This is a genomic window from Paenibacillus alginolyticus DSM 5050 = NBRC 15375, from assembly GCF_000422905.1.
GTDB classification, from domain to species: domain Bacteria; phylum Bacillota; class Bacilli; order Paenibacillales; family NBRC-103111; genus Paenibacillus_E; species Paenibacillus_E alginolyticus.
Map to the genome: position 1 here is coordinate 1 of NZ_AUGY01000047.1, position 23,726 is coordinate 23,726.

Sequence of the window (23,726 nt, forward strand, 5' to 3'; positions counted from 1 at the left end):
AATCCCGTTCTTCTTCTACCGTATTGAAAATCGTGCGAGGACGTCCTGTAAGAGGTGTAGTTGTCTTCTCTGATCGTACCTTAAAGGCCTCTCCGTTAAGCCATTTCTTCACCCATACCTTCAATTGAGTACAGTTTCTAATGTCTAACTTTTCAGCTACCCTTCTATAGCTGGATGATCCCTTCATGTATTCCTGAACGGCAGCTAACTTAAATTCCTCCGTATACTGATTAAATGTTTGTCCTTTTTTAGCCATAGAAATATCCCCTCCAAGTTGTACTCATTTCCTTATGGTACCATAAGGTTTTTTTTGAGTGTCTACTTAAAGGGGATATTACCATTTTACGTAAGAGGAAGGCTTTTTTTACATATTTTGAAAGCGCTTACCATAGTGACAAAAAAAACCGACTTACACCGCCCTTAGGCTAGATAGACAAGGGCAACGCAAAGTCGGAATAGCACTTATGGGGACTGCTTATAATTTCTATGCTTAACCTGTTCTCCTCCGTGGAAACACACGTTTTGCAGAGACAAAGTGGAATCGTTGTATGATAGAAGCCCGTCTTAAATATTTGATCTGAATTACCTCTACCTATAATTGAACTACATTGAATACAATATACAATATCTGAATTCATGATATTCCTCCCCCTTGAGTGCTCAAAATGTCGTATGTTGTTACATTCTGTATATATATTGATTATAAGATACGTTTTGTAACATTGCAAGGGGCTGAATTCATTTTCTCGTGTATAGATATAGAAATTATGTATTCATTCGCATATTTTTATTCGACATTCATTGGTTTTTATACTAACCTTATGAGAGCAACAAACGGATTAGCACAGCAGAGCGGCTTTATCTTCCCCTCAACATATCAAATCAACTGTATTTAAAGCTGATGAAGGTTCTGGGGTGTAGCTTTTAGAAAGCTTACCATATTCCGTATTCTGCGTGACCGCAAGTTGATTAATGGCATAGAGCATTTCTGAATCAACATGATCTTCAGATTTAATAACTGCTTTATAAGTATATTCATTATCGTTATTGCTTTCTAATTCTATACGACCATTCACTTGAAATAATTGACCGAAAATCGAAAATTCAAAACCGTAGATGACTTGATGGTTGGTTGGCAAACATAGGGGACTAGCAAATGTGAATTGGGACTTTTCAAGTGCTATAATTTCAATTAGTGCATACTTGCTATTAATGAGTTGATTTCGAATTCGAAGAATATTCAACTTTCCATCCAGCGGTACAACTAAGGACAGTTTACGTTTTCTCTCCAACGCCATTTGCCTCATCCCTCCTTTTTGTTACATCTTGTATCTAGTCAATGAATCTCTGCTTTGCTATAATAGTTCTCTGTATATAGCCGGAAAAACAGTGGTAATAATGTTAAAGAATAATTAAACAGTGAGGAATGATCACGCTGAAATACGGAGATCGCATTGCCCTTTTACGCGAAAAAAGAGGATTAACGCAAGAAGAACTATCCAATAAAATTGGCATATCTAGAGCAGCCCTTTCTCACTACGAAACAAATCGACGTGAACCGGACTATGAAACGATTAACAAGATCGCCAATTTTTTCAATGTTACTGTGGATTATTTGCTTGGCCGGACTGACCAGCCGCAAACCGTTCTAGATCATGATGTTAGAGAGTTTGTAGAGCATCTCGATTTAACGGATGAGAGCATTTTGAAAAAGTTTTCATTAACCGTGGATGGTCGCGTACTGACCCCAGAGGAAGCAAAACGATTCATCGCTTTTGTAAGAGCTGAGCGTTCCTTGGAGTAGATTGTGAGGAAGACATCATAACTTGATCCTGAAACTTCTGCTGGTCGATCCCTAACTGCTGAAGAACATGATGAATTTCCACCGAAATCTTTTCTTCTTGTTTCATAAGAAACTCCACTCCCAACGCTCAGCTATTAATTTAAAAAAAGAATCACATTCTTATTAATAGTCATGATACAATATGTATCTATCTCGAGCCACTACTTTCACCAAGTGTCAACTTAGCTTGACTCTCTATTCCCTCACGCCAATATACTTTAATGTTACTGATGGAGCCGATTGATTGAATAAATCTCTGAGGACCGAAACGTTTTTGGTTCTTAGGTAATAATGATAGCCGTAAGTTTTTCGAAGTGTGTGTGTACCTATGTCGTTTAATCCAACTTGCTTGGCTGCTTCATTTAAAATACGATAAACTCGTATTCTTTTAATCGGATTGCCCGTTCGTTGGGATGGAAATAAATAAGCATCAATATCCATATATTGGATATATTCCTCAATATATGCTTTCAGCTGTGGAGAAAGTTGAAACGTCTTTGCCTTACCCGTTTTCTCTTCCTTAATGCTGACTACACTTCGATCCTTCACATCGCTCACTTTCAAACACAACAAATCACTTAGATGGAGCCCCGAATTAATCCCAATGGTGAAAAGAAGCCAATCTCGAATCGATTGTTCTTTCAAAACGGCTTGTATCTGTTCGATTTTCTCTTGTTCTCTAATAGGTTGAACAACCTGCATGAGTTGCACCTCGCATGATTTTTAATCAATTCCGTTTGTATGTTACGAATTGTATCTTATTGCAGCTAGAAAACTTCTATTTCTGCACTATCATTCCTCCTACTTATATTATGTTACATATTGTATCATAAAATAAAAGAATGATCTATGCCTTTTATAGTTCTCAAAACCTAATTTTTACTGTATAATTCTTAATAAAGAACGATTGCGTGCTATAACTTATCGGGAAGGGAGGTTATGTACCGTGTTAAAAATCGTTAGAATTTCTTGCATGATTTTACTCTTAAGTGCAATCATGTACCCTGCGTATGCTTCCGCCTCAGGTAATGACTCCGGAAATTCTCAGAAATCCAGCATTTTTTCTCAGATTTTTTCAATTTTTACAAGTAATAAAGGGACCAGTAATGATCTAAGTAAATTATGGAGTACAAGTACATACCAGAATAATAACAGCAACAATAATAACAACAGCAACAAGGACAAGAATAAGGACAATAATAATCACAACAACAACAATAACAACCATAATAACAATAACAATAACAATAACAATAATAATAATAATAATAATCACGATAACGAACATGAAAAAGATAACGATAGTAAAGATTCGTTTGATATTTGGAAAAAGTGGTTTTGCTATTGATGAAAACAAACTCCGTTGGCTTAAGCTGACGGAGTTTGTTTATGCTTTTGGCAGCTTCGTTTCTAGGACAAAGACTGTAATTTCGGGTCGACAATTGAACCGAATCGGGAACAAAGTCGTACCTATTCCGCGGTTGGTGTAGACGTGAAACTCACTACCTTCAAAGGCGTACAAACCAATAGGGTACTTTTGTCCTAGGTCCGGCGTAAATATACTCCCATACAATGGAATCCTAATCTGTCCGCCATGGCTGTGTCCAGAAAGCTGCAAATCGACCTGGCTTGCCAACGATGTATCGGCGAAATCCGGCTCATGCGCAAGAAGCAGCACGAAATCGTCCCTCTGTACACCTTGCAAGGCTAAAGGCAGATCTGGGTTACCGTAGAACATTTCATCTATTCCAACGACCTTTATGCGTCCATTTCCACGTTTAATAGATCGGCTCTCGTTGACTAATACGGTAAAACCAGATCGCTCGAGTACATCCCTTACTCGATTGCCATCCAGTCGCATATCATGATTACCAAGCACAGCAAATTTACCCATTCCTGCTCGGAGCCGCGATAGGATCGGAATCACCTCATCACTCACTTCACCGAATTTGGAATCAAATAAATCTCCTGTAAAACAGATGATGTCGGGCTCTTGCCGCTGCAGCAGATCAACCACTTTGTTCATCTGTTCCAGACTATAATACTTACCAATATGCGTATCACTGAATTGGACAATACGTACGCCTGCAAATGATGAAGGATAACGACGGTAAGCAAGCCGAACCGTTGTCGACTGAATCCAATACCGCTCTCCGAAGATGCCATATAAGCCACTAACTCCCGTTAATATGGCTAAGGATTCAAACGCATACAGACTTTTCTTGAGAAACGTCCTGCGATTTATGCGATCATTCTTCACGTTAGGTTTCCCTACCCTCATCTTTGTTTTGAGACTATATCTAAATTACGTGTTTTTTGTCGAGGGGATCCATTTAAACAGCGATACAATTTGTATAATTTTAATATAATCGGGATTGATTTCACAGAAAAAACATGCGATAATAAATCAACAGATACAAATTGTATCGCGATAGATGATTTGGAGGGGTCGTTTGTGAATCCGATAAACCAGCTGGATACCGAAGAATTTGATATGGAGTGGGTTAATCTTATTATGAGTGCACGTAAGATGGGTCTTACGATGGAAGATATCCGCGCATTCCTAAGAAGCCCCTTCCAACCCACGACAATTTCACTTTCAACTGAAAACGATCGCTTCATGTCCTCAAAGGGATTCATTAAACAATCTTCCTAGAACTATTCGTCGTTCGGACGCTTCATTCTCCATTTATTGAAATCCAGAAATTCCCGAAACTGCTGCTTATCAACACCAGAAGTCATGGCTTCTTTAATGATCTCATACCATTCCTGATCAAGCTCACGGTCATTAAGAGCCATTTCTTCCTGATCATCAATTAACCTGTCGACAGGTACTTTCAGCACAGCTGCTATTTTCTCAAGAAACTGAATCGAAGGATTCTTCTGAATGTCCCGCTCCAAGCTGCTAATATAAGATTTAGCAACCCCTGCACGTTCCGCCAGTTCTGTAAGAGACAGACCCTTCTCTTTCCTCAATTGTTGAACACGTTTTCCAATCATATCAGATCTTCCCTTATAATGAAGTTATGTTGCTCTTGATGATATTATATCAGAATTTCTTCTAACGAACAAATTTGTTTCTTATAAAGAACGACAAAGCCCCAAAAAGGGGCAATTTGAGTTACTACTAACTATTTATCGTCTTCTGATATAAACGATAATTCTAAGAAATATCAGCGCTGCTAGTGAATCCAGCAGCACATCCTCGACTAATGCGGACCTTCCCGGTATGTAGGACTGATGCCATTCATCAACTACGGCCATTAAGGTCGTGCAACTCCAAGCGAGCCAGATCGATCGCCTCCGAATCGCTACATAAATTATGATACTGAGCAAGCCAAACATAAGTACATGGGCGGATTTGCGAATAATCGCATTAGTTACATAGGCGTTATGTTCATTCATTCCTGTTATCTGCTGGATTTGCACTTTGGTATTCTCGCCGGTAAAGGTCTGAAGAGCGGTGAAAATAAATATGGCTCCTAGGAACACACTTAATACACTCCACCAGAACAGCAGTTTCATACTATTTTTTATCATTATTCCACTTCATAAACTCTATTAAAATTTTAAATTCATGGATCCGTTCCTTATCAATGCCTGATTGCTTCAAATCAGAAATAAAATCCATCCACTCTTGATCGAGCTGTTGGTTTGTTTCTACATCAGCGGCAATTTTTAATAGCGTTTTCAAGTCTACCTTTAGAACCAACGCTATTTTTTCCATGACATGAATAGAAGGGTTCTGTTTTAGATTTCTTTCTATGTTGCTTAAATAGGATTTGGAAATACCGGTCCGCTCTGAAAGCTCGGACAACGTATACCCCCTTTGCTTACGAATGCTTGAAATGTTTTGACCGATCATGGTTATCATCACTCCACAGTGACACAATTGGGTAGATTTATTTGCTCGAAGTTCCCTTTAACCAGGACATCATTCGCCCCTTGATTTCCGGTATAATGGATAATTACACACATGGTTAGTTCCTCCTATTTATTAAATAATTACTTTGAATGGCATCTTTTGCATAATCGTTTTCTTGATACAAGTGATCACCCGCTGTTGTTCATCCTCCATCAACTGCGATCCCGACGGCAAGCATATTCCTGTTTGAAATAATCGTTCCGACACGCTCTCGTTGTTGCCATACGGATAGTACCGCGCTCCTTCAAAAATCGGCTGCAGATGAAGCGGCTTCCAGACTGGACGGGCTTCGATGTTTAGTTCTGTCAGTGCTTCTAGCACTTCCCTTGCGGTTACCCCAGCTTCTTTCTCCTCAATCGTTAATACGGTGAGCCACCGATTCGAGCGCGTGTTGGCTAGTTCCGGCATGAATTGAATGCCAGGCATATGTGATAAGGCTTCATCATAACGGTTAAATACCGCTCTTCTGGCATTGACTCGCTCTTCCAACACCTCAAGCTGTGCTCTGCCTATTCCAGCCAATACATTGCTCATTCGATAATTGAATCCCAATTGACTATGTTGGTAATGGACGGCTTGATCCCGTGCTTGTGTAGCGAGAAACCGAGCTTGCTTTAATCCCTCTATATCATCGGAAACCAGCATTCCTCCGCCTGAAGTCGATATAATCTTATTCCCATTGAATGAATACACACCGTATTTTCCGAAAGTCCCACTTGCTCGTCCTTTATACATAGAACCCAGTGATTCGGCTGCGTCCTCAATAATGGGAACATCGTAGGATTCACATAACGACATGATTTCGTCCATTTTTGCACTTTGGCCATATAGATTGACAACTATAACGGCTTTAGGCAATTTTCCTTCTAGAGCAGCATCTTGCAAAGCGATTTCCAATGCCCTGGGTGACATGTTCCATGTCTCGGGCTCAGAATCAATAAATACCGGCCTCGCTCCACAATAAACAATCGGATTTGCGCTAGCCACGAAGGTGAGACTTGAGCAGAAAACGCTGTCCCCTTCTTTGACCCCGATCAGTCGCAATGCCAGATGGATTGCCGCGGTCCCTGAACTGACGGCTGCTGCTGCATTAGACCCGACATGTGAAGCAATCTCTTGCTCGAATGCATCTACATGCGGTCCCAGAGGGGCGATCCAATTCGTATCAAAGGCATCCTGGATATAACTCATTTCATTCCCGCTCATGTGTGGAGGGGAAAGATAAATTTTTTTGTTATGTGTAGTCATACGTTAATGCCACGCCCTTTCCATAGTTAAAACGAAAAAAACGCCTTTCGGCGCCTCAAAGATATACGCCATCGCCATCCTTCAAAGCATGGGCTCTTTTATCACCTAAACAAACATGGCTCTTGCTATCAATCTCGCGGGAGTTCCAACAGCGGTGCTATACGAGGGGATATCACTGATAACCGTCGCACCGGCGCCTATTACTGCCCACTCGCCTACCTTTATCCCAGGAATGATGGTCGCTCCTGCACCTATCATAGCTCCTGCTTCCGCAATAACTGAGCCTGTTAACGTGGCTCTCGGGGCAATGTGGACATAATCCCCAAGTTGACTATCGTGCTCAACGATTGCCCCTGAATTAATGATGACATGATCGCCTATCACTGCGTCGGCATTGACAATCGTGCCCGCCATGATAACCGTTCCATCCCCTATAGAAGCACTCGTGCTTACAACGGCTGTATCATGTATGAGTGAAATATAGCATTCCTTGGATAAACCAAGCTTCGCAACAATCAACTTTCGAACTTCGTTATTCCCTATCGCAATAACAAATTTAAGATGATTCATTCGGTTCAATAAAAGGTGTGCAGAAGAAATCGGCCCTATGTATATGTCATTGATTACAGTAAGTTCATCGTACTTATCGTCCAGAATGGCTATGATCTTGTAGTCACTCTTAGAACGAATTATCTCCCTTATCACTTTACTGTGACCGCCTTCACCAATAACAACAAGCCCCATCTTGCCTCACCTCTTTTCATGAGAGATTTGAGCCGGAAAACTTCTCCATGGTCACATGATTTCCGTGACTGATCCCATCCGACCTGACGACTTTGACAAAGGTTAATGCTAGAATTTTGACATCCAACAGGAAGCTTTGATTTTCCACATACCAGACATCCAGCTTAAATTTATCTTCCCACGAGATTTTATTCCTGCCATTAACTTGAGCCCATCCGGTAATTCCGGGTCGAACTAGATGTCGTTTCGCCTGTTCTTCGGTGTATAAGGGCAGATAATCCATCAACAGGGGCCTTGGCCCAACTAAACTTAAATCTCCCTGGATGACATTAACCAATTGTAACAATTCATCTAAACTGTATTTTCTAAGAAACATGCCAAATGGGGTTAATCGGATCGAATCAGGCAATAAATTGCCCTCATGATCCCTTGCTTCCGTCATGGTCCTGAATTTATAAAGATTAATTGGTTTCCCGTGTAATCCCGGTCTTTGCTGCTTAAATATGACCGGAGATCCCAACTTTATCCTAACCAATACAGCAACGATCCCGATAATCGGAAGAAAGAGTACGAATAAGGGAATGGATACCAACAAGTCACAAAATCGCTTCATGAATGATCTACTCCTATTGATTTGGGCTGAAATATTGGGATTTGATACGGTCAAGCTTCCATAACAGATAATTCATTTTCTTAAAAGAATGACCATCTACGGCAATTAGCCATTGGTTATCATTCATCTGAAGCTGGTCGATATGGTGCATCCCATCTTTTCTCCAATCATTCTCTTTATCGGAGCCTTTTAAAATACAGGAAACCTCTTCTTCCTCGTATTCAAACTCTGAGAGTTGATTGACTTTGAAGATACGGACTGAATCTCCATAATGTGGATAATTAGCTTGTGTATATCTATATACGTTTCCATTTGCAACGACTAGTCTTCCTCCTGGTCTGCTAATCATCTTGTTATTTGACAGGATCGGACTTTGAGGATGTTCGCGCCAAGATCCCATTAATTGATCGGAGTAAAAAAGATGAAAATCCCCTTCATCCGTACCTGCAAATATCCACCATTTCCCATCCACATGTACAATAGAGGGATCTAAATACCTACCGCTGAACAACTCACACTCCACTTCCCATTCATAGGGGAAATTTCGTGATTTATACAAGAGAACACCATTTGCTTCCGCTGTCTCCGGTAACATATAGTATTCATTCTCATAGGCAAACACTTGGGGATAGGATAAATGGTAATTTTCGCGAAGCACTAACCGTTGATAGTTCCACTCGGCTCCATCGGAACTCGAAGCTAAACCTATTTCCCCTCGACCCGAAGCCTTATTTAGAACCTCGAAGAACAGATAGAATGTAGCATTATGTTGGATAATAAATGGATCAGCGACAAACTCTGCCGAAACGTCCGTTACATCTGCAGCACGTAAAGAGGGAGTGTCCAATTTGCTGCTTGGAGGAGCTTCAGATACAAAGTCATCCGTGGTGAACACGGTAATCGACCAGTTGGATACAATCATCCCTTTCAGAAATAGCGAATATACATTTTTTAATCTTCTAAATATTTTGAGGCTTATTGTAGGAACGATGAATAATTTCTTAACCTCCACAATCCCACCTACTAGGAGGGTATGAATGATATGATTATGATGATGTAAGCTATCTGAAATATTCATGTAGTCCTCAACACTTCTTCCTCTTCGATATAACCGCATGGATTATTGGATTGCCATCGCCAGGCATCCCGACACATCTCCTCAATGCCTTTCTCAGCGATCCATCCCAGCTCCCGTTCAGCCTTAGTCGGGTCCGAATAACAAATCCCGATGTCCCCAGGTCTTCGATCCGTCATCTTATACGGAATGCGTCTGCCCGTTACTCTTTCGAAAGCAGAAACCATTTCGATAACGCTATACCCTCGTCCTGTCCCAAGGTTGTAAGCTTCCACACCAGTAGTTGCCATGACCTTCTCCAGCGCCTTCAAGTGTCCACGTGCTAGATCCTCTACATGGATATAGTCCCTTACACCTGTACCATCCAAGGTCGGGTAGTCATTCCCATAAATCTGTAGTTCCTTTAACCCCCCTACCGCCACCTGCGTGATAAAAGGCATCAGATTATTCGGGATACCGTTCGGATCCTCGCCTAATCTTCCGCTGCTATGGGCACCAATAGGGTTAAAATAGCGCAGGATCGCGATGCTCCAATTGGGATCGGAAACGTACACATCCTGCATGATTTCTTCAATTATTAGCTTCGTGCGCCCATAGGCGTTCGTTGCACCAAGTGGAGATTTCTCCGAGATCGGTACGGATTCCGACATGCCGTATACCGTAGCAGAGGAGCTGAATATCATTCTTTTTACTGCATACTCCTGCATAAGTTCGCAAAGCACGAGCGTCCCCGTGATATTATTATGGTAGTAACGAAGCGGTAAACGAACGGATTCACCTACTGCTTTAAGCCCAGCGAAATGAACCACGGCTTCAATTTTATTTTGCTTGAAGACATCTTCAAGACTCTGCCGATCTAATAGATCAATCTGATAGAATTTGAAATCTTTTCCCGTTACTTCGTTTACTCGCCTTAAGGATTCCGAACTGCTGTTGCAAAGGTTATCCACAACGACTATTTCATATCCAGCATTCAATAACTCCAAGCAGGTGTGACTGCCAACATATCCGGCTCCACCCGTTACGAGAACTGCCATTATTTGACCCCCAAACTGTTTATCAGAATTTCAAGTAATCACTTGTATAAAAAATGTGTAAAGTAACCACGTTCTCATAGTAAAAATAAATCAGATAAAAGCCTATAATCGCGTAGTATATAAATTTCTGTTGTCTTTTCACGAATAAACTGATAACCCATGACATGAGAATGACATTGTATAATCCGAAATAAATGGTAAATCTTGCGAATATCCAATTTTGTGTAGCGACGGCCATAACAATAAAATTCAATAACGACATATTTACGACGTAGTCGCCATGGGGAAATATCTCCCTAAGTTTGTGTCTACCCAGATAAGCAAATATCAATGGAACTGCTCCAACAGCTACCCTAATGACGTTAGCTCCGCCTTCTTGGAATTCCTTATATTCGCTATAGTGCGTATCCGCGATAGCTGCGAAAATGGCATCTGAAAGTACGTTGTATCCCAGAATCAACATAACCGCCAGAAATAGGAGAACAAAAGTGGATGAGGTCCATGCTTTCCTTCTCACAATAAAGTAAATAGGAATAAGGATTAGGGCACTCTCATGAAACGTAGAGGCGAAGGCAACCACGAGAAAATACTTCTGCCAACTTCCTGCAAACAAATATTTGGTAGCAGCGAATACAATGGCTGAAGCTAAAAATTGCCTGACTCCATTCATGGAAACAATGTAAAGTCCTGATGTTATGTAGATATAAATACTCACTTCAAACAATCTAGAATACTTGTATAACACATAGACGATAAGGACATTGGTCACTAACGCTGTAATAAATATTAACAACTGGGGATCCTGGGTAAATGATTTCAATATCATTTGCATGATTCCGAAGCCAATATCCTTCTCAGCTTTCACTTTTTCCCAAGTAAAATCACTTAACGTGTAGGAATACATATAAAAGAAGGTATCTCCAATATTATTACGGAGTCCTGCTATCATGACGAATGTTGCCATCACGATTGCAGCCAGCCATTTATTGGGCTTATACCATACAGGTCCACCGCCGATTGTCACTGGTGTGGCCAAATGCCTTGAAAAGAAAGATGCGATATAGACGACAACCAGATTAACCCACAGTATGACCATATTTGATTTCCTTTCGAGTCTTTAAGAGATTCTTGTTTTTCTAATCACATACCAATAGAGCATGACTCCAAGGGGAATAGCGAGAAAAGTGAGAAGCTTGGCAGGTGTTTCCTGCATAAACCTACGATTACCTGATGTCATACTGCTCGATACATAGTGGATCGATTGCCTGAATTTAAAGAATAAGCTGGCAAAGGGCAGTTTCATAAGCTCCTTACGGTAAAAGGCAAAACCGTTCGGATTCTTGTGGTATTGTTTAAGCATGTTCATCGAGGAACCATCCGGTAAATACTCCACGCAGCAAAGCACTTCATTCATGAGCAGCATTTCATACTGCTGATCCAACATGTAGTACTTATAAGCTAAACCAACATACTTTTCATTTTCGAAAATAGGATAAGGATACTGCCTAGTTAATTCAGTTCGATAAACCAGCTTCTTATCACCGGTCACACGATGTTTACTATACAATTCAAACAGTGTCGAGCTCTTGAGATCTTCTGGCAACTTTGAGCCGATGATGCAGCCATCAGTAAAAGCATCAAGACCAATGATGCCACTCACTTGTTCGCTGCCGTGCAGCTCCCAAAAGGAGTTTATTTGTTCCACGGCGCCATCCGGCATATAGTCGTCAGAGTCAATACATACATTCAACTCCGTATCAATTAGCTTGTATGCCGTATTATGAGCTCCATGCATACCTTGATTGTCCTGCCGATGATAACGGATATCGATCTCATCTTCTGCCATCCAGCCTGCTACCAATTCACTCGTATTATCTGTAGAGCCATCATCTATAATTAACCAAATGAAATCTCTGGAAGTTTGCCGCTTCAGACTCTCATAACAAACGTGAAGACAATATGCTCTATTATAAGTCGGTGTAAATACAGTAAGCTTCTTCATCATTCACCTCGATATACCTAAATAAAAACCCTCTGTCCATGCCGCAGTGTTCTTAATATCGTAACCCTTGTTCGATAAGGATAAAGCGGGGATTTGCCTTGGTAATTTCCTTGCGATTACACTTTTCATTCGATCTACCCAAAGCAATTTGTCACCCAGCGATAATCTCTCTACCAAATTAATGCCCATATCCACTTCTTGGGTAATTTCATCGGAAATCAGACAAGGCAGTCCAGCGCCCTGCGCTTCAATAAGCGTAACGGGCAGTCCTTCATGTAACGAAGGAAATACGAACATATCAAAAGCTTGAAGCAGTCTCGTAACATCACTTCGCACGCCAAGAAACTTCACCTTACTTTGCAGCTGCAAAGCTTTCACTTTCTTCTCGATCTCTGGACGCAGCGGTCCATCCCCTGCCAAAACAAGCACTGTATCCGGCTGCTCTTGGTTCAACTGCACGAAAATATCAATGAGGAAGGAATGATTCTTCTGATGCGCGAATCTCCCCACATGCCCGACGACATAGCAAGCTGAGGGAATATTCAGCTCCCGCCTTACTTGCTCCCTAACCTCCGGCGAGTATGCGAATTTATCACTCTCAATCCCATTCTTTAAAATCACGACTTTATTTTCCTTGTTTGCAAATAACCATTGGGCTGCTTTATTCGAACATGCCAAAAAGTGTGTTGCACAGGACGCTATAAATGTTCCGGCAACCCACTTATATATTTTGGCAGCAATCCCGCCCTCGCTGCTCGTGTTATGACTGTGAGCAATCCGTATCGGTGCTCCCGCTTTTTTGGCGGAACGCAATACGAACCCACTCATTTTATCCATATGGGCGTGCACAATTTTATAATTGGGATATGTAAGAAAGAATTGATCCAAAGCTTGGATATATTTGGTATGGCCAATATCCGATACATAGGGGATTCTGTGAATGATTCCACCCATCTCTATAATCTCGGCATCATAGGCTCCTACTTTACTGGTTAGAAAGTCGAATTGAACCTTGGAACGATCCATATTGCGATATAAATTCATGAGGAGTGTTTCCGCTCCGCCTCGATTCATATTGACTACAACGTGTAGAATTCTTATTGGATCGCCCACATGCCCTCCACCTTTTCGCCCATATATAGGGAATATATCGTGCTTTTCTCATTTAGTATCTGCTGGGTGGCGTACTTTCGTTCAACCATTTCTCTACCCAACATACCCAGCTTCACTCTTAATGGCCTATTATGAGCTAATAGCTTGATCTTCTCTGCCATTGCCGCTTGATCATTAGGCGCTGTGATCCAACCATTATGGTCATTATGAACCAGTTCTTTGTGGCCTCTGTTCTCGCTAGCGATGATGGGAAGTCCACATGCCATAGCCTCCATGATATTCACCGGCAGCCCTTCACGAAGACTGGAAGCAACGGCAATATCACACATCGGCAATAGGCGATCAATGTCATTGCGAAAGCCCAGAAAATCAACCCGATCTGTAATACCGATCTCCTTTGCAAGCTCTTGGCACAGTTCTTTCATTGGACCCTCGCCAGCAAGCAGGAGTTTGACATTAGGAGCGTCATCTTTGACCGAAGCTAGAGCTTGTAAAAGCAATCGTTGATTCTTGTTCGTATTAAATTCAGCCGCATAGAATAGGAGGATATCGTCGGGTTCATAACCGATTGCCTGCTTCATTTCACGCTTATGTGATTCTTGGACAGGTCTGAACCGTTCCGTATTCACGCCTACGCCATGCACATACTCAATTCGACTTGCTCTGAATCGGCGATTAACGGCTAATTGGTAGTCTTCCTCATTGATGGTAATCAAGCAATCCGTGAAATACGAAAGAAATTTCTCAAGGGGATAGTAAACTAACCAATTAAGAACGGGTGCTCCTTGGCAAAAATGAAAGCCATGAGCGGTATATATGACCTTAGTCCCATTTCTCCGCGCATTCCTCGCTGCTAAACGAGCCAGTACACCGCCCATCGGGGTATGGCAGTGGATGATATCATACTTGTTTTCGTCAATAATTGACTTAAGCTCCGTATAGGCGTTAATGTTGGTTCGATGAAATGGTGAGCGTTGAATCGGAACGTTAAACTTCGCGTCGACATAAGGAAGATCCATATTCCCGTTAGCGGCAACATGGACCTCCCAACCCTGCTCTTTAAACCATTTCATGTAGGGCACATGAAAAGCTTTAAAATGATAATCAACTGTGGCACATAACAGCACTTTCTTAGGCATTTGCATCCCCTACTTAATTAATTCTCTCTCCAAGGTGGAAGACAGGTATTTCAGCAATTCGTATCTTAAATCCTCGCGCTGCAGGGCATAATCAATCGTTGTCTGTATGAAACCTAACTTATCGCCCACATCGAATCGCATGCCTTCAAATTCATAGGCATATACCGACTCAAGTCGATTTAATTCTGCAATGGCATCGGTAAGTTGAATTTCACCACCGGCTCCCGGCTCTTGATTATTGAGAATGTCGAAAATCCTCGGTGTCAGGATATATCGGCCCATAATCGCAAGATTAGACGGCGCTTCTTCTTTCTTGGGCTTCTCAACTAGATGATTGATGCTATATAAACGCTTCTCAATTTCGTTTCCATCGACAATTCCATACCTGGACACCTCTTCATCGGATACGTGCTTCACTCCAATAACGGAAGCATGGCGAGATTCATATTGATCCATCATCTGCTTCAGACAAGGCTTTTCCGCTCGAACGATATCATCCCCTAGCAGCACAGCGAAAGGTTCATCCCCAATGAAATTGCGCGCACACCAGATGGCATGTCCCAGACCCTTGGGTTCCTTCTGACGAATATAATGAATATCAACTTTGGACGACTTCTGAACTTCAGTTAATAAGTCAAACTTCTGCTTTTCCAATAAATTTTGTTCAAGCTCAAAGGAAATATCGAAATGATCCTCAATGGCCCTTTTCCCTTTACCCGTCACGATAATAATATCTTCAATGCCTGACTCAACGGCTTCTTCAACGATATATTGAATGGTTGGTTTATCGACAATAGGCAGCATTTCTTTGGGCATGGCCTTGGTTGCAGGTAGAAATCTTGTCCCCAGACCAGCCGCCGGAATAATCGCTTTTCTTACTTTCATAGCTGTTTGCTCCTTTTTAGCCAATTGAGACTAGTTTCTTTGGTAATGGAATGATATTGCTATTTCCTAAATTTACGAGATATTCTCTTAGGCTCTCTTTATCAAGTGAGGTGTAAATGGAAATCATCTCCTTGATTTCTTCTACATAAAGATCCGCCGTTTTACCTATATAAATCTTGGGATATACTTGCTGTTCGTCGATTTCGTCGGCTTTCAGCAGCTCTTCATAAAGCTTCTCACCCGGTCTCATTCCGGTAAATTCAATCCCGATATCCTCTAGCGAGTTGCCGGATAGCTTGATGAGATTTTTCGCCAAATCTACGATTTTCACCGGCTCTCCCATGTCTAGGATAAAGATTTCTCCGCCTTTCGCTAAGGCTCCGGCTTGGATGACCAATCTGGATGCTTCAGGAATCGTCATAAAGTAACGAATCATGTCGGGGTGAGTAACTGAAACCGGACCGCCTTTTTCAATCTGATGCTTAAACCTCGGAATAACACTGCCCCTGCTTCCTAACACATTGCCGAAACGAACAGCAACGAATTTGGTATTGCTGCTTCTATCCATATCCTGAATAATCATCTCAGCCATTCTTTTGGTGGCCCCCATGACGCTGGTTGGATTCACCGCTTTATCCGTCGATATCATGACGAATGTACCCACTTCGAATTTACTGGCCGCTTTGGCAACGTTCATGGTGCCGATTACATTGTTCTTTAACGCTTCTTCCGGGTTCCGCTCCATGAGCGGTACATGTTTATGGGCAGCTGCATGATACACGACATCAGGCCGATGTCTGTTCATGATCGACATCATCTTCCATGAGTCCTGAATGTCAGCAATTTCCGTTATGAATTCAATTTCTGTATGTACGCAAATGTCCTTTAATTCCATTTCGATCGAATAAATACTGTTCTCCCCATGTCCTAAGAGAATCAGCTTCTGAGGATGAAACTTCGTGACTTGTCGACAAATTTCCGAACCAATTGAGCCTCCAGCACCAGTTACTAGTACCACTTTGTCCGTGATAAATTCGGAAATACTTTCAATATCAAGCTCTATGGGTTCCCGCCCCAATAAATCTTCAACCTGAACGTCCAAGAAGTGATTAACGGAAAGCTTACCCGTTACTAGATCCTCTAGCTTAGGCAGTGTTTGTGTCTTGGCTGCCGTCTTCGCACATTCTTGGAATATGAAGTTGAGGTCCTTTTTACCTAGAGAAGGAATAGCAATAATAATATTGTCGATTTGCAGCTCTTTTACCGTCATCTCTATGCGATTAACGCCGCCAACGACGGGTATTCCCAGAATATCCAGGTTATGCATTCGCACGTTATCATCAATAAATGCAATAGGCTCTAGATCCGCGTCATTATTTTTGATCAATTGTCTGGCAACCATCATCCCTGCCGAACCGGCACCAACGATTAAAGTACGCTTTTTATTCACTTGTTTATTGATATAACGGTTCCTAAGGAGGCGCCAACAGAAACGAGATCCACCAATCAGCATGATGTGGAGCATCCATGTGACTGCGAGTAAACGGAAGTAGATATCCTGCACAATGATTTGCTGAACAAACGCCACGGTAATAATAGAAAACGTAATCGCCTTTACAATAAACAACAATTCCCCGATGCTCGCATGTTCCCAGGCTTTTTTATAAAGCTTATACACAAACGAAAACACATGATGACTAATGAGCAAAGTAATGGAACTAACGACCAAAGGCAGCGTTATGACGTTTAGATCTGCGCTCAATAAAAGTCGGCTAAAAAAAATGGACGTTAATACAATGAATGAGTCTACGAATATTAATAGAGATAACCTTTGTCGGTATGACAAATAAATCCACCCTCTCACTAAAGTTCTTAAGTATAAGGCCTTTGGAGAAAGACCATATAATTAAATCCTTTAATCCTATATAGGGCATCTAACCCTTCCTCGCACCACACTTTTGACGACTCGCGTCTAAGGTCAATTCAACCCACAGCATGGTCGAGTGCTTCCATTGATAACGGTAAGGAGGCATCACCGGCGGTTGTTACTCCATATAATTGTTCTTTATAAAGAACTTTACGACTTAGGTCTGCCGTTATCCTATTATAAAGAACATTTTCGTCACATTTATTCTTTATAAAGAACAAAATCTCAGAAAAAATGAATGTTAATTTGCCGCCACTTCGTTTATTTCATTGTAGTTCTTTATAAAGAACGTGTCAATATAAAAATAATCGTTCATTCACCTACTCTTAAACCCGAACTATTTCATCTAGTAAATCATACAATAGAAGAAAAATAGAAAGAGGTGAACATAGATGATAAAAGCTAATCTCGGCGACCTTGATGATATTGATTTGTCAAGCAAACTTCCGACGAACAATGACATCCTGACTTATGACAGCAATCAATCGAACTGGATTCCAAAGAAACCATCTATGGATAATGTTATCTCTAGTCCTTATGTTATAGATTTAGGCAGATGGACTATCAAAAATGATGGGACAGAATCTGCTTCCACTACCAAAGGCATCAATGACGCACTAGTTTGGGCAAAATCTCAGGGTATTAATCATTGTATATTACCAAATGGCACCTATAAATTAAAGATGGATAACACATCCTTCTCCTGTATTGTCATGCAAAGCGGCATGCATTTTGAAATGGCTGCTGGATGCGTTCTACAATTAGATACGAATTCTTCGCCTTGGTACAGAATCTTTTATTTGAAAGGGATTACAACTTCAAAGATCTCTGGCGGAACCCTCATCGGGGATAAAAAAACACATATCTATCAACTTGGAGTAAAGTTTGTAAGAGGCGGGGTTAATGCGGATGGTTCACTCAATAATAATCCGAATTTTATTCGGAGCGAAATCGTCGATCGATATGCGAATCCTGGATTACTTAAAATCTTCCGATTATGGAATATCAGCGGTATAACAAACACAGGTTATAGTTTCTATCAATATAAAGATACAGTATCTAGCAGCACCTTAGCTGGGTTTAGAACAAATGGACTGTTCGCTCCCGCCGCTCCAACTGGACGTGGTTGGTTCGCAGAAATCGAAAATGCAAACAAGATGATTTTTGCTATTGATATTACATCATCACCACTAAGTGATGCTCAGATTTCACAAATCAACGCCAAGATTGATGCCCAGAATTATACTCATGAATTTGGCCATGGCATTGAACTGGATGGCTCTAATTATATCGAAATAGATCGTGTAGAAATTAGTAATTGCACTGGGGACGCAATCTTTTCTACCTGGTTGGAATACAAACTGAATCCTGCCGATTATACTCAAGAACAAATGGGATCCAATATCTATATTCATGACTGTAATCTACACCACTGCAGGCGGCAAGGTGTTTCTATCGTGGGGTCAAACGACGTAAGTATTATGAATAATAAAATACATCACATCGGTAAAGCTGATGATGGCGTTACAGAAGACGGAACTTCCCCCATGTTTGGAATTGACATCGAATCCATGTGGTCAGAAACAAATATACCCACATGGCGACCTGAAATAAATCAATCAGGCTTAGAGCTAAATACTCGAATTTATATTAGAGACAATTATATATCTAACAATAGCCGCGGACACTTCGTAAATGCGGATGGTATTAATGTGGTTTTAGAAAATAACACATTTGAAGGTTATAATGTTGGAGGGATTAGTTCCTATCAGAATAACATGTATGTAAAATACCTTAACAACACCATAATTGGTTGTGAACTTGTAGTTAAAGGAGATAATTTTGTAAATGGATCCGTATGTAATAACGGAAATATCAAAATTGCTGATATTGCTGGGGCAGTAATCACGAATTGCCAGATAAAAAATGGCTTATTCTATGGTTCAAGTGTATACGGGTATTTAGGGACCCCGACCGTTGATGTGACTACTGGGACTTTCTCATACAGTTCGCCACACGGAATGGGCAATGGGGCAAAGGTTTCCTTTGAGCAATGGATTGGCAAAGTTCCTTCTGGCATTAGTGTTGATAAACTTTATTATACCGTAAACATAAAGGCGAATAGTTTCCAAGTCTCAGAGACGTTAAACGGTAACCCTGTTACTATAACTGACAGTGGAACAAGTGGATTTAACATCAGTCGATATAATTACGGTAGATGCTACATTTCTGATATTACGGTAGAGAGAGATTGGAGAAATGATAATACTTTATCTCCAAACTTCCAATTACTTCTAACTGGTGGCGTTATTAGGAATATTACAGTTAAGAACTATGAAATAGATATACGCACACCAATGAATTACACGGGGAGACCGATATCCGTCGATGGAATTATGCTAATTGAAGGTGGAGCCAACTTTGAATCTTGTCTTTTAAGCAATAGTTCCTTTGTAAGAATTAAAACGAGCATACTTGGCGGAGATATTTCCCTTGGCTCAAACGACGTGCGTTATACAAGAAAATTAATAGTGGATAACTGTTTATTTCAAAACATCGGGATTAATTTCAATGGAAGCGTGGTAAATAATCGTAGTACATTTGTTAATTCAACGATTGGAAAAATAGATAATACGAATACCTCTATCATCAACAATAGCTATTTAGAAAATACCAAAATCAACTTGCATTGGCTCACACGAGATAAATCAATGACGATTGCCAAATGTATTTTCAACAATGTGTCAACTGATACAAACGCAAATACAAGATTGATTGACAACATCAGCCTATGACCGCAGAGTAAAAAGGAAGGCAGGGGAACAACGCCCTAAATCCTTCCTTTTTTTGATTTATTACAATTCTTTATTATTACTTATGATATCGTTCTCTTTTAATTTCAATTTAGCCTTATTCAAAATATTGTTTGCAATATTGAAGGCTACCGCACCCGTTCCTGCATATATCGTAGAAATACCTACTGCTTCTATGTTTGTAGTGATGGTATTATTTCTAATCGATGCGGATAAAATGTCATTTGGTTTCATTCTTTGCCAATAGTCATTCATTTTAATAATTTCTGTAGATTTTGTGGTGATACCATTAGCAACGATTACATTGTTCTTAATATCTACCATTTTAGCAGAATTCACAGAAATCGCCGATTTGTTCCCAAGAATATCAAAGGTTGAGTCTGAAACCGTAAGACTTAAATTCGCATTGCCGGAACTGAGTCCAACATTGCCAGAAAATGAGCATTTATTGAATACATATTTACCCGATTTTTCAGCACTTGGCCCCATTTGACCTCCATCATTCGGTCCCTTGAATGCACAATTGTTGTAAGTTCCCGGTGGCAGTTCCAGTCCGTAGGTTGAGTTGTAGCCAGTGACTGTAAGGTTATCAAATATATTTCCTTCCACGTTTCCACCAGAAACCGACCTCAAAGATGGTGCTCCGTTAATCGTTACATTGGTTAAATGAACGGGGTTTTTCCAAATAGATAATCCTGCATCTACTGTTTGGTTAGTAATATTGATTTTCACATCAGAAGCGGTTACACCAAAGGGGATAGTGCTGCTTATCTGGAATTTAGCGTTTGTAAACGTCATTCCCTTAATATTAATATTAGGTCCTCCTAGGAATGTAAAGGAGTCACTCATCTGATTGTCTAGAAATGTAACATCATGATAGGCATAAATGCTAGTTCCTTCAAAATTATTATTTTTAATTATTGCCCCTTTAAATGGTTCTGAAACTGCGAGTCCAATTGCTCCACGTGAAGCTAAATGGTTATTTTCTAACGTAGCATCATGTCCATCGTAAAAAATAACGTCATATCTGCTGTTCTTATAGAATTTATTATTTTTAATTGTAATATTTTCATTTATGTAGCCGTTATCTCCTGCGCCACCTTCAACATCAATTCCTGCCATTGGAGCTGTACCATCTTTGCCACCTATGTCATGGAACGTGTTATTTTGCACTAGCACATTTTTGCCACCACTAATTGTTAATCCCTGCCTGCGATTGAATGATGATTCAGAGTTTTGAACGACAACGTTTGTCGATTGTACTCTATTCCACATTTCAAGATACTGTCCCTTTTGCAAAGTTCCATTAAAAGCAAGCCGAACGGAATTAGCTCCTGCAGGAATGTTAATGTACTTACCTTGTGCTTGCTGCTTGAGTTTGGAGTGGAAAGAACCATCGGCTTTATAGAAAAGGATATCAAAATCGTTCGGGAGTCGTTGCCCGTTGTCAACAATTAAGGTATGCGTCAAATCAAACGTAGGATGAGTAAGTTTCCAGCTCAATTTGGTTCTGACTTTCGATCCATCGGGTACAGGAATTCCACGATCATCGATATTACCCGACTCAAAACCGGTTTCATATACATCCTGCATCGTTCCTCCTCCACCCCCGACGCAAAGTCCGTCTCCAGTGAAGTTTAGTGCCTTTACCCCATCGATCGTAACATTGAAAGAACCTCTTGTTAGAATGCCGTAGCCACTTTCGTGCGTGCCACCGCTTGAATAATCATGTGTGTCTCTGTCGCCGCGGTACGTGCCACCTTTAATAACGACATTTTTGACTCCAACACCTACGAACAACGTCGAATAATCCGCGAAGCCATTTGTTTCTTTTTGGATAACAGCGTTATTATCAAGCCAGAACGTCATATCACTGACCATGTTGATACGCCCGTGAGAATCCCAGGTTCCATTCGTGCCTTTTGCAATAAGGTATGTTCCTGCGGGGACTTTGAATATCGTGTATCCTTGGTCACGAGCCCACTCAAGTGCATTATTAAATCCATCGGTGGTTTCTTTTGCATGAGTTTTATCGTTGTATATATGCCATTTCGTTAATTCTAGCTCGTAAACTCGTCCTTGTGTCGGAATAGGGGAGGTCGTCAGTGCATTAGAAGCAATAGGGCACGCTTGAAATATTAACATTAAAGCTGAGCATAAAACGAATAGCCTTCTAAACATTTTGAATTTCAGTCCTCTCATATCTCACATAGGTTTCTTCAAGAATAACATATGATTGGATATTTTTGTAATGATCCTGATTGTTAAGATTGCTCTACTCTTGTTTGCCGATAAATTATTGCTTCCTTTTTATTTGTACCAAATCGAATTCTTTTACGCATTGGCTCCTCATAATATTTATATATCAATGCACTTAATAGTAGAGAAAGCAAAAAGCAAATCAAAAAATTGACCGATTTATCTAGATTTAGATAACTAAAATAATTAATAACTAGTAGATGAATCATGTAGAATGAAAAACTTATCTCCCCTAAGTAAACAAGAAATTTATTAGATAGTGCTTTCGAAAGAACACCTCCTTGATGAGCAAAAGTGTAGATCAACATGCACCAGGTTGGCACGAAATATACACCTCCTACAATGCCTATATCAAGTCCAACCGAGGCTAGTAATGCACCTACAAATAGTAAAAGACTTAAGATCTCGATAATAGTAAATCGTGTTTTATTGACTGTGACCCTATTAGATTTCTCAACAAAGATTAATGCTAAAAGTATACCAGTTGAAAATTCGAAAAGTCTTGTTAATGGAAAAATATGAAGCAACCATACTAGAAAATGACTATCTTCATTCAAGTTTGCATTTAAAATAAACAAAACTATCCAAACAGCAATAAGTACTAAAATAGATTTAAGAATGTTCGTTTTAATCTTAATTTTGGTGAATATCCAAAGTAGAAAAGGAAGTAATAAGTAGAATACAGCCTCCACCGATAACGTCCATGACACACCATTAAAGTTAAAGTAAGTACCTCGATCAGGAATAAAGCTCTGCACTAATAGCAGATTAATAGCCGAAATAATGGCAAGCTTAATAAAGTACAACCCATTCGGATGAAAATAAAAAATAACAAGAGGTGCAGAGATTATGAAGGTTAGTAAGTGGACCGGATATATTTTTGCAAATCTAGCAATATAGAATTTTTTTATGCTGATGTAATTGATTTCCATGAATTTTGAGTGGTAATTATATGCCAATATGAAACCAGACAAGATAAAAAAGAACTGCACGCCTGCAGAGCCTAATTGGAATTGACTGAAATATTCTAGGTGGAAAATGAATACCATTAATGCAGCAATATATCTAAAAGATGTCAAGGAATTTAACACGTTGTCCTCCTC

24 protein-coding genes are annotated in these 23,726 nt (G+C 40.4%); 4 read left to right on the plus strand and 20 right to left on the minus strand.

Going from position 1 to position 23,726, the window contains the following annotated elements; genetic code table 11:
• Both G519_RS0120735 and G519_RS0120740 read right to left on the minus strand, forming a co-directional pair.
• On the minus strand, nt 1-256 hold a 256-nt coding region (locus G519_RS0120735; RefSeq protein ID WP_029196337.1), incomplete at its 3' end, for a transposase.
• Between the two features lie 613 nt (nt 257-869).
• Nucleotides 870-1,298: a hypothetical protein gene (locus tag G519_RS0120740; RefSeq protein WP_029196338.1), complete on the minus strand. Its 429-nt coding sequence runs from the start codon at nt 1,296-1,298 to the stop codon at nt 870-872.
• A gap of 137 nt (nt 1,299-1,435) precedes the next feature.
• Here G519_RS0120740 and G519_RS0120745 point away from each other — a divergent pair, with 137 nt between their 5' ends.
• Nucleotides 1,436-1,804, plus strand: coding sequence for a helix-turn-helix domain-containing protein (locus G519_RS0120745; RefSeq protein WP_029196339.1), 369 nt, complete (start codon nt 1,436-1,438; stop codon nt 1,802-1,804).
• A 234-nt stretch (nt 1,805-2,038) separates the two neighbouring features.
• Here the strand turns inward: G519_RS0120745 and G519_RS0120750 are convergent, their stop codons facing one another.
• Nucleotides 2,039-2,545 (minus strand): tyrosine-type recombinase/integrase, encoded by a 507-nt coding sequence (locus tag G519_RS0120750; protein ID WP_029196340.1) that lies wholly within the window; start codon nt 2,543-2,545, stop codon nt 2,039-2,041.
• Between the two features lie 244 nt (nt 2,546-2,789).
• Here G519_RS0120750 and G519_RS43850 point away from each other — a divergent pair, with 244 nt between their 5' ends.
• Nucleotides 2,790-3,191 (plus strand): hypothetical protein, encoded by a 402-nt coding sequence (locus G519_RS43850; RefSeq protein ID WP_036633523.1) that lies wholly within the window; start codon nt 2,790-2,792, stop codon nt 3,189-3,191.
• A gap of 39 nt (nt 3,192-3,230) precedes the next feature.
• Here the strand turns inward: G519_RS43850 and G519_RS0120760 are convergent, their stop codons facing one another.
• Nucleotides 3,231-4,103, minus strand: a complete 873-nt coding sequence (locus G519_RS0120760; protein ID WP_161632942.1) for a metallophosphoesterase — start codon at nt 4,101-4,103, stop codon at nt 3,231-3,233.
• A gap of 195 nt (nt 4,104-4,298) precedes the next feature.
• On the opposite strand from G519_RS0120760, the gene G519_RS43855 reads away from it, so the two are divergent.
• On the plus strand, nt 4,299-4,499 hold the full coding sequence (locus G519_RS43855; protein WP_036633525.1) for an anti-repressor SinI family protein: 201 nt from the start codon (nt 4,299-4,301) through the stop codon (nt 4,497-4,499).
• A 2-nt stretch (nt 4,500-4,501) separates the two neighbouring features.
• Here G519_RS43855 and G519_RS0120770 read toward each other — a convergent pair whose 3' ends face one another.
• From G519_RS0120770 to G519_RS0120840, 14 genes are all read right to left on the minus strand, one after another.
• Entirely contained in the window at nt 4,502-4,843 is a 342-nt protein-coding gene (locus G519_RS0120770) for a helix-turn-helix domain-containing protein (RefSeq protein WP_029196342.1), read from the minus strand.
• 135 nt (nt 4,844-4,978) lie between these two features.
• On the minus strand, nt 4,979-5,383 hold the full coding sequence (locus tag G519_RS43860; RefSeq protein WP_051253547.1) for a VanZ family protein: 405 nt from the start codon (nt 5,381-5,383) through the stop codon (nt 4,979-4,981).
• A complete protein-coding gene (locus G519_RS0120780; RefSeq protein WP_307720098.1) occupies nt 5,370-5,717 on the minus strand; it encodes a helix-turn-helix domain-containing protein in 348 nt (115 codons plus the stop codon). The genes G519_RS43860 and G519_RS0120780 overlap by 14 nt, the downstream gene beginning before the upstream one ends.
• A gap of 123 nt (nt 5,718-5,840) precedes the next feature.
• The gene (locus tag G519_RS0120790) at nt 5,841-6,959 is read right to left on the minus strand and encodes a DegT/DnrJ/EryC1/StrS family aminotransferase (RefSeq protein WP_409372020.1); all 1,119 of its coding nucleotides are present in this window, start codon (nt 6,957-6,959) and stop codon (nt 5,841-5,843) included.
• Nucleotides 6,960-7,121: 162 nt separating this feature from the next.
• A complete protein-coding gene (locus tag G519_RS0120795; protein WP_029196345.1) occupies nt 7,122-7,760 on the minus strand; it encodes an acetyltransferase in 639 nt (212 codons plus the stop codon).
• Between the two features lie 16 nt (nt 7,761-7,776).
• Nucleotides 7,777-8,373 (minus strand): sugar transferase, encoded by a 597-nt coding sequence (locus G519_RS0120800; protein WP_029196346.1) that lies wholly within the window; start codon nt 8,371-8,373, stop codon nt 7,777-7,779.
• Nucleotides 8,374-8,386: 13 nt separating this feature from the next.
• Nucleotides 8,387-9,451 carry a glucosamine inositolphosphorylceramide transferase family protein gene (locus tag G519_RS43865; RefSeq protein WP_051253548.1) on the minus strand — a complete coding sequence of 355 codons (1,065 nt, stop codon included), beginning with the start codon at nt 9,449-9,451 and terminating at the stop codon, nt 8,387-8,389.
• Entirely contained in the window at nt 9,448-10,485 is a 1,038-nt protein-coding gene (gene galE / locus G519_RS0120810; protein ID WP_029196347.1) for a UDP-glucose 4-epimerase GalE, read from the minus strand. Before galE ends, G519_RS43865 begins: the two co-directional genes overlap by 4 nt.
• A 22-nt stretch (nt 10,486-10,507) precedes the next feature.
• Nucleotides 10,508-11,581, minus strand: coding sequence for an EpsG family protein (locus G519_RS0120815; protein WP_029196348.1), 1,074 nt, complete (start codon nt 11,579-11,581; stop codon nt 10,508-10,510).
• A gap of 21 nt (nt 11,582-11,602) precedes the next feature.
• Nucleotides 11,603-12,487 carry a glycosyltransferase family 2 protein gene (locus G519_RS0120820; RefSeq protein ID WP_029196349.1) on the minus strand — a complete coding sequence of 295 codons (885 nt, stop codon included), beginning with the start codon at nt 12,485-12,487 and terminating at the stop codon, nt 11,603-11,605.
• 3 nt (nt 12,488-12,490) lie between these two features.
• On the minus strand, nt 12,491-13,600 hold the full coding sequence (locus G519_RS0120825) for a glycosyltransferase family 1 protein (RefSeq protein WP_029196350.1): 1,110 nt from the start codon (nt 13,598-13,600) through the stop codon (nt 12,491-12,493).
• Complete coding sequence (locus G519_RS0120830) at nt 13,585-14,739, minus strand: glycosyltransferase family 4 protein (protein WP_029196351.1); 1,155 nt, start codon at nt 14,737-14,739, stop codon at nt 13,585-13,587. The genes G519_RS0120825 and G519_RS0120830 overlap by 16 nt, the downstream gene beginning before the upstream one ends.
• 9 nt (nt 14,740-14,748) lie before the next feature.
• On the minus strand, nt 14,749-15,624 hold the full coding sequence (gene galU, locus G519_RS0120835; protein ID WP_029196352.1) for a UTP--glucose-1-phosphate uridylyltransferase GalU: 876 nt from the start codon (nt 15,622-15,624) through the stop codon (nt 14,749-14,751).
• Nucleotides 15,625-15,640: 16 nt separating this feature from the next.
• Nucleotides 15,641-17,470 carry a polysaccharide biosynthesis protein gene (locus tag G519_RS0120840; RefSeq protein WP_029196353.1) on the minus strand — a complete coding sequence of 610 codons (1,830 nt, stop codon included), beginning with the start codon at nt 17,468-17,470 and terminating at the stop codon, nt 15,641-15,643.
• Nucleotides 17,471-17,943: 473 nt separating this feature from the next.
• Here G519_RS0120840 and G519_RS0120845 point away from each other — a divergent pair, with 473 nt between their 5' ends.
• A complete protein-coding gene (locus tag G519_RS0120845; protein ID WP_029196354.1) occupies nt 17,944-20,346 on the plus strand; it encodes a right-handed parallel beta-helix repeat-containing protein in 2,403 nt (800 codons plus the stop codon).
• A 60-nt stretch (nt 20,347-20,406) separates the two neighbouring features.
• Here G519_RS0120845 and G519_RS0120850 read toward each other — a convergent pair whose 3' ends face one another.
• Together G519_RS0120850 and G519_RS43870 are read right to left on the minus strand one after the other, a co-directional pair.
• Nucleotides 20,407-22,545, minus strand: coding sequence for a right-handed parallel beta-helix repeat-containing protein (locus G519_RS0120850; RefSeq protein ID WP_161632943.1), 2,139 nt, complete (start codon nt 22,543-22,545; stop codon nt 20,407-20,409).
• An 83-nt stretch (nt 22,546-22,628) separates the two neighbouring features.
• Nucleotides 22,629-23,714 (minus strand): acyltransferase family protein, encoded by a 1,086-nt coding sequence (locus tag G519_RS43870; RefSeq protein ID WP_051253549.1) that lies wholly within the window; start codon nt 23,712-23,714, stop codon nt 22,629-22,631.
• Between the last annotated feature and the right edge of the window lie 12 nt (nt 23,715-23,726).

Excerpts from the sequence above, each read along its gene's own strand:
- G519_RS0120740 (WP_029196338.1), bottom strand. The coding sequence starts at position 1,298 with ATGGCGTTGGAGAGAAAACGTAAACTGTCCTTAGTTGTACCGCTGGAT.
- G519_RS0120750 (WP_029196340.1), bottom strand. The coding sequence starts at position 2,545 with ATGCAGGTTGTTCAACCTATTAGAGAACAAGAGAAAATCGAACAGATA.
- G519_RS0120770 (WP_029196342.1), bottom strand. The coding sequence starts at position 4,843 with ATGATTGGAAAACGTGTTCAACAATTGAGGAAAGAGAAGGGTCTGTCT.
- G519_RS43860 (WP_051253547.1), bottom strand. The coding sequence starts at position 5,383 with ATGATAAAAAATAGTATGAAACTGCTGTTCTGGTGGAGTGTATTAAGT.
- G519_RS0120780 (WP_307720098.1), bottom strand. The coding sequence starts at position 5,717 with ATGATAACCATGATCGGTCAAAACATTTCAAGCATTCGTAAGCAAAGG.
- G519_RS0120790 (WP_409372020.1), bottom strand. The coding sequence starts at position 6,959 with ATGAGTTATATCCAGGATGCCTTTGATACGAATTGGATCGCCCCTCTG.
- G519_RS0120795 (WP_029196345.1), bottom strand. The coding sequence starts at position 7,760 with ATGGGGCTTGTTGTTATTGGTGAAGGCGGTCACAGTAAAGTGATAAGG.
- G519_RS0120800 (WP_029196346.1), bottom strand. The coding sequence starts at position 8,373 with ATGAAGCGATTTTGTGACTTGTTGGTATCCATTCCCTTATTCGTACTC.
- G519_RS43865 (WP_051253548.1), bottom strand. The coding sequence starts at position 9,451 with ATGAATATTTCAGATAGCTTACATCATCATAATCATATCATTCATACC.
- galE (WP_029196347.1), bottom strand. The coding sequence starts at position 10,485 with ATGGCAGTTCTCGTAACGGGTGGAGCCGGATATGTTGGCAGTCACACC.
- G519_RS0120815 (WP_029196348.1), bottom strand. The coding sequence starts at position 11,581 with ATGGTCATACTGTGGGTTAATCTGGTTGTCGTCTATATCGCATCTTTC.
- G519_RS0120820 (WP_029196349.1), bottom strand. The coding sequence starts at position 12,487 with ATGAAGAAGCTTACTGTATTTACACCGACTTATAATAGAGCATATTGT.
- G519_RS0120830 (WP_029196351.1), bottom strand. The coding sequence starts at position 14,739 with ATGCCTAAGAAAGTGCTGTTATGTGCCACAGTTGATTATCATTTTAAA.
- galU (WP_029196352.1), bottom strand. The coding sequence starts at position 15,624 with ATGAAAGTAAGAAAAGCGATTATTCCGGCGGCTGGTCTGGGGACAAGA.
- G519_RS0120845 (WP_029196354.1), top strand. The coding sequence starts at position 17,944 with ATGATAAAAGCTAATCTCGGCGACCTTGATGATATTGATTTGTCAAGC.
- G519_RS0120850 (WP_161632943.1), bottom strand. The coding sequence starts at position 22,545 with ATGTTTAGAAGGCTATTCGTTTTATGCTCAGCTTTAATGTTAATATTT.